Origin of the sequence: Liquorilactobacillus vini DSM 20605 (assembly GCF_000255495.1) — a bacterium.
GTDB lineage: Bacteria > Bacillota > Bacilli > Lactobacillales > Lactobacillaceae > Liquorilactobacillus > Liquorilactobacillus vini.
The window spans coordinates 23,476-29,541 of record NZ_AHYZ01000067.1 but is presented as its reverse complement, the minus strand read 5'-3'; the positions used below and the strand labels follow the sequence as shown (position 1 = coordinate 29,541).

Genomic DNA, 6,066 nt, shown 5'->3' with positions numbered 1-6,066 from the left:
TTGTGGTATACTAGTGAGGTACTTAAGTACAAATTTCGGGGTAGGAAATAAAGCGTTAAGTGCTGGAAGGACGGAATGTGTTTTCCAGACGAAAGGAATCATCCTGCGATTTTATTTTCGCATTCGCCGCAATTAATTTTGTGGCAGCTCCAATCTAGGGAGATGTCTAAATGAATAGTCTTGTTTCGCGCTTGACAACAAAAAATATTGTGTTGCTTGGATTATTGGTGGCACTAAATTTGATTGTTGCCAAGTTTTTGTCTTTTGGTATCTGGTCAGTCAGAATTAGTTTTACCTTTGTGGTTACTTTTTTGATGGCTGCTTGGTTTGGTCCTGTGTTAGCAGCTTTAGCGAGCGGATGTGCTGATATTGTTGGGACGCTATTGAGTAGCGGTCAGGGAGGATACTTCGTTGGCTTTACGATTTCAGCTGCTTTGGCTGGCCTAGTTTATGGAATTTTCTTTTATCAAAAAGAGATTACTAATTGGCGTTTATTAGTGGCTATTTTGATTAATTTGATTGTCATTGATAGTTTGCTAAATACCTGGTGGCTGATGATACTGTATCATGTTTCGTTTATGGCGATTTTTCCGTTAAGAGCATTTAAGGAATTATTGATGTTGCCGATTCAGTTTATAGTTTTAAAATTAATCAGCAAAAATCAAACTTTGCTTTATTTGAAAAATAAAATTTGATTACTAATTTTATTAAAAGTCGGAATGATTATTATTCCGGCTTTTTGCTTGAAAAGCTAATTTTTAAGCTAATAAAGATTTAAGCTAGCCCAAACTCGGTAATTAAATCATAGCTAAATGTGATATGATAATTCACGGAAGTAAAACGGAAAGGATAACTCAAATGATCATTTTAGCAATTGACACTTCAAACCAGCCTTTGAGTGTTGCTTTATTAAAAGATGAAAATTTATTAGCAACTGTTACCTTGAATAATCAGCAAAAGGATCATAGTACTTTACTATTTCCAGTGATTAATCAGCTGCTTGTTCAGGCAGAATTGAAACCCGATCAGCTTGATCGAATTGTAATTGCCCAAGGGCCGGGTTCTTATACTGGACTGCGGATCGGTGGAACAGCTGCTAAAATGCTGGCGTTTACTTTAAAAAAGGAATTAGTCAGTGTTTCAAGCTTAGCGGTCCTAGCAGCTCCAATGACTTCGATTGATTCTCAAACAGTCATTGTTCCGTTATTTGATGCACGGCGCCAGAATGTTTTTGCAGGTGTTTATAGTTATTCGAAAGGACAATTAGTTAATTTAGTTGCTGATCAGCACTTGGCTCTAACTAAATTGGTCGAAATTTTAGCGGTTTATTCAAAAATAATTTTTGTTGGTGGCGCTGCTCATAAATTTGGTGATTTTTTACAAAAAAATTTGCCGCAAAAAGATCTGAGCTGGACAACAGGAATTTTAGATTATCCGCAAGCATATCAATTGGGCTTGTTAGGTAGAAAAAAGCAGCCATTGGAAAATATTCATGCATATGTTCCAGCATATTTGCGTTTAACGCAAGCAGAAACACAATGGTTAGCCAAGCATCAGGAGAAATTAAATGAGCCACTTGTTGAAAAATTTTAAATCGCTGATCTTTCATGATCGAAAAAGACCAATCCCAGCTTTTAGCAACCACATACTTTATATTCATAACCAAAAATATTTGTTATGCCATGCTTTAGTTCCAGATATCCCAGAAATGCTGGCGTTGCGCCAACAGGTTGCTCCTGCTGAAATAGCTTGGAACTTTTCGGTTTTTGAAGCAGAAGTAAAAAATACTCAGCAGAAACTTTATTTGCTCCTAAGATTTCAGGATCGGCTGGTAGCATTTATTGGAGCAGAATTCTATCTGCACAAAGCGGAAATCCATGTAACAAATTTAGCAGTTGCTAAAGAGTTTCAGCGGCAAGGCTTAGCAACTAATTTATTAGCCAGTCTTGAAGAATTAGGACGCCAAAATAACTATCGAACGATAAGTTTAGAAGTCAGAAAAAGTAATTTGATTGCACAAAGACTCTATATAAAGTTTGGTTTTTTAGTGATTGGAACCCTCAAAAGTTATTATCAGTCGAATCAAGAGGATGCAGTGGTCATGAAGTATTTAGTTAAAAGGAAGACTAAAGGATAATGAAAAAAGAAAAAAGAGACTTAATCCTAGCCTTTGAATCAAGCTGCGATGAAACGAGTGTCGCTGTAATTGAAAATGGCAAACGGATTTTAGCCAATGTTGTTGCAACCCAAATTAACAGCCAAAAACGATTTGGTGGAGTTGTTCCTGAGGTTGCCAGTCGCCATCATATTGAACAAATTACAATCTGCTTGGCTGATGCAATGCAGCGTGCGCAGATAACTTACGATGATTTAAGTGCAGTTGCTGTTACATATGGCCCAGGTCTGGTAGGAGCCCTATTAGTAGGAGTCACAGCTGCTAAGGCTGTCGCTTTTGCGCATCATTTGCCGTTGATTCCGGTTAATCATATGGCAGGACATATTTATGCTGCCAGATTTGCCGGTGAGATCAAATTTCCTGCTTTAGCACTCTTGGTTTCCGGCGGTCATACTGAATTAGTTTATCTGCCAAAAGTTAATTGTTACCAGATTATTGGTGAAACGCGCGATGATGCTGCCGGAGAGGCTTATGATAAAGTTGGTCGAGTAATGGGGATTCCTTACCCGGCTGGTAAGCAAATCGATGAATTGGCTCATCAAGGAAAGGATACTTTCAATTTCCCGCGGGCAATGCTTAATGAAGAAAATTTTGATTTTAGTTTTAGTGGTTTAAAGAGTGCGTTTATTAATACGGTTCACCACGCTGAACAACTGCATCAAGAACTTGATCAAGCTGATTTGGCTGCCAGTTTCCAACAGAGTGTCATTGAGGTCCTGATTGGCAAGACTGCCAAGGCTTTGAAAAAATATTTCGTAAAACAATTAATCTTAGCTGGCGGAGTGGCGGCTAATACGGGATTGCGAACCGCTTTCACCCAAACGATGCAGCAATTTCCTCAAGTTGATTTTTTGCAGGCACCGTTAAATTTGTGTGGTGACAATGCAGCTATGATTGGTGCAGCTGGCTATGTAGCCTGGAAAGGTGGGCAACGGGCAGATTTAAATCTCAATGCAGTTCCAAGTCTAGAATTCGATTGGATCAAATAGAAATTTTGGTAATAAAAGAGGTTGGAAATTTTTCCAACCTCTTTTACATTATTAGACGTAATAAAAAAATGTTTTTACTGCAGCTCGTCTAGAGCAATTGATTTATTTTCCCACGCTTGTTCAGCTTGTTTTTGTTGAGAGGAGTTTTCAGTTAATTTTGCTTGCAAGTCTTTGATTTTTTCTGGATCAGAATAATTTGCTGGTGCTGCCATCTGTTGTTGAATCACAGTTGCCTGCTGTTCTAGCTTCTCTAACTGAGTTTCCAATTGATTGATCTCGCGCTTTAACTTGCGTTTGGTTTTTTGAGTTTCCTTACTGCGCTGATATTCACTGGCAGCTGAATTATTAGCAGCTGAGGTTGTCGCAGCTAGTTCTTTATTTTCTGCTTGCTGAGCTAATAATTGTTGTTCAGATTTCTTTTCTAAGTAATAATCATAATTTCCTAGATATAATTGGCTGGCCTTGGGAGTTATTTCTAAGACAGTAGTTGCGACTTTATTAATGAAATACCGATCATGTGAGACAAAAAGCACCGTTCCGTCAAAATCAAGCACAGCATCCTCTAGAACTTCTTTACTTTCAATATCTAAATGATTAGTTGGTTCATCAAATAAGAGAAAATTATGATGATTTAAAGCTAACTTAGTCAGTAATAAGCGCGCTCGTTCACCACCAGACAATTGATGAACACTTTTTAGAACATCATCTCCACTGAAAAGAAAACTGCCTAAGATTGACCGAATATCCGTTTCTGGCATGGTTGGGTGATCATCCCAGACTTCGTTTAAGACAGTTTTTTGATCATGAAGGTTTTTTAACTCCTGGTCGTAATAGCCAGGATCTACTTGAGCTCCAAAATGGCATTCACCGCTGATTACTGGAATCTTGCCGAGGATGCTTTTTAGAAATGTTGATTTTCCTACCCCATTAGGACCAACAATTGCTATGATTTGGTGTTTACGCAATTCAAAATTAATTGGCCCGGAAATTGCTTGGTCATTATAACCAATTTTTAAATCATTAACTTTTAAAACAACATTACCACTATCATGATTGCTTTGAAAAGCAAAACGAGGACCGTTTAATTTAACTTGCGGTTTTTCCAGTCGTTGGATTTTTTCTAACTGCTTTCGCCGACTTTGAGCGCGTTTAGTAGTTGATGCCCGCACTAGATTGCGATTAACAAAGTCTTCTAACTTATTGATTTTTGCTTGTTGCTTAGCAAAAGCTTTTTGTTCTTGTAAAAGCCGTTCTTTTTTTTCCTGAACATATTTTGTATAGTTGCCAGGATAATGGACTGTTCCTTGTGGGGTCAATTCATAAACTTCATTGACAATCTTATCCATAAAATAGCGATCATGTGAAACGATCAATAAAGCTCCGGTATAACTTTGTAAATAATTTTCGAGCCAATTTAAGGTATCAATGTCCAAATGATTAGTTGGTTCATCCAAAATCAAAAGATCACGCTTTTCTAAAAGCAATTTGGCTAAAGCTAATCGTGTTTTTTGACCACCAGATAAACTAGCAATTTTTTTGTTGTAATCTTCTTCAAAAAATCTAAAACCATGTAAGACAGAGCGAATTTCTGCTTGATAACCATAGCCGTTTTTTTCTTTAAAGTCATGCATTAATTGATCATACAGATTTAAAAGCCGTTGATAGTCTTCAGAGTCAGTATCCTGGCGAGTAGCAATTTGCTGTTCAAGTTGATGAATCCTGGTTTCTAGCTTTTGTAGTGGCTGAAAAACCAACAGCATTTCTTCATAAATAGTATTAGCAGATTCTAGACCGGTATCTTGGGCTAAATAACCAATTGTTAAATCCTTCGTTTTGATTACTTGTCCCTCGTCAGGCGCATTTTGACCAATGATAATTTTTAATAAAGTGGATTTTCCAATTCCATTTCGACCAACGAGAGCAATACGTGAGTTTTCTTGAATATCCAGGTTAGCTTTTTTAAATAAAACCGCGGCTCCAAACTGGCGAGCAACTTGTTGGACTTGTAATAAAATCATATTTTCACTTCCTAAAATCTTGCCTATTGTGAAAAATTAGTTTTTAATTTGTGAATTTTTTCAAAGATTCCTATTTTAATTGCAACTTAATATAATTTAGTGTAGCATAAAGTAGAAAAAATCAATGATTGCGTGCTTTAATTATTGTGAAAAGAGTTAATAATTTATTTTCACAATAAATTAAGTGAGCGATAATTCTAATCGAAAAAATTTGATAATGAGGAGACAATATTCATGCCAAATACTAAAATACCACATGCAACTGCTAAAAGGTTGCCAATTTATTATCGCTATTTACATTTTTTGTCAGATGCTGGTAAAAAAAGGGTTTCTTCAACAGAACTTGCTGATGCTGTCAAAGTTGATTCAGCAACCATTCGCCGTGATTTTTCATATTTTGGAGCATTAGGCAAACGTGGCTATGGCTACGATGTTAATAGTTTATTATCATTCTTTCGTAAGACGCTAAAACAAGACAAATTGACAAATGTTGCCTTGATTGGGGTTGGCAATTTAGGGCATGCATTGCTAAATTATAATTTTCATCAAAGCAATAATGTTCGAATCAGTGCAGCTTTTGATATTAATGAAGATATCACTGGCACGATTCAAAGCGGTGTACCAATTTATCATATGAATGACATGAAAGAACAATTGACTGTACAGCAAATTAAAATTGTTATTTTAACTGTTCCAGCTAGTGTTGCACAGAAAGTAACTAATGAGTTAGTCGAAGTCGGGATCAAGGGGATTTTAAACTTTACGCCAATGCGAATCACCGTGCCAAATACCGTTAGAGTTCAAAATGTAGATTTAACTAATGAACTACAGACTTTAATTTATTTCCTTGATAAATTTGGCTCACATGATACTGAAGCCTGAG

At 36.6% G+C, this 6,066-nt stretch carries 6 protein-coding genes and 1 riboswitch; of the genes, 5 read left to right on the top strand and 1 reads right to left on the bottom strand.

Annotation, left to right across the window (positions count from 1 at the left end):
- Positions 1-34: 34 nt before the first annotated feature.
- Positions 35-131, top strand: a riboswitch (THF riboswitch).
- 39 nt (positions 132-170) lie between these two features.
- The 4 genes from ON15_RS04550 (at position 171) to tsaD (ending at position 3,165) form a co-directional block, all read left to right on the top strand.
- Positions 171-695, top strand: a complete 525-nt coding sequence (locus tag ON15_RS04550; RefSeq protein WP_010580297.1) for a folate family ECF transporter S component — start codon at positions 171-173, stop codon at positions 693-695.
- Positions 696-858: 163 nt separating this feature from the next.
- Positions 859-1,593, top strand: a complete 735-nt coding sequence (gene tsaB / locus ON15_RS04545; protein WP_010580296.1) for a tRNA (adenosine(37)-N6)-threonylcarbamoyltransferase complex dimerization subunit type 1 TsaB — start codon at positions 859-861, stop codon at positions 1,591-1,593.
- A complete protein-coding gene (gene rimI / locus ON15_RS04540; RefSeq protein WP_162255767.1) occupies positions 1,580-2,137 on the top strand; it encodes a ribosomal protein S18-alanine N-acetyltransferase in 558 nt (185 codons plus the stop codon). The genes tsaB and rimI overlap by 14 nt, the downstream gene beginning before the upstream one ends.
- A complete protein-coding gene (gene tsaD / locus ON15_RS04535; protein WP_010580294.1) occupies positions 2,137-3,165 on the top strand; it encodes a tRNA (adenosine(37)-N6)-threonylcarbamoyltransferase complex transferase subunit TsaD in 1,029 nt (342 codons plus the stop codon). Before rimI ends, tsaD begins: the two co-directional genes overlap by 1 nt.
- Before the next feature lie 74 nt (positions 3,166-3,239).
- On the opposite strand, the gene ON15_RS04530 is transcribed toward tsaD, so the two are convergent.
- Entirely contained in the window at positions 3,240-5,183 is a 1,944-nt protein-coding gene (locus ON15_RS04530) for an ABC-F family ATP-binding cassette domain-containing protein (RefSeq protein WP_010580293.1), read from the bottom strand.
- A gap of 234 nt (positions 5,184-5,417) precedes the next feature.
- On the opposite strand from ON15_RS04530, the gene ON15_RS04525 reads away from it, so the two are divergent.
- Positions 5,418-6,065, top strand: a complete 648-nt coding sequence (locus ON15_RS04525; RefSeq protein ID WP_010580292.1) for a redox-sensing transcriptional repressor Rex — start codon at positions 5,418-5,420, stop codon at positions 6,063-6,065.
- Position 6,066 lies beyond the last annotated feature (1 nt).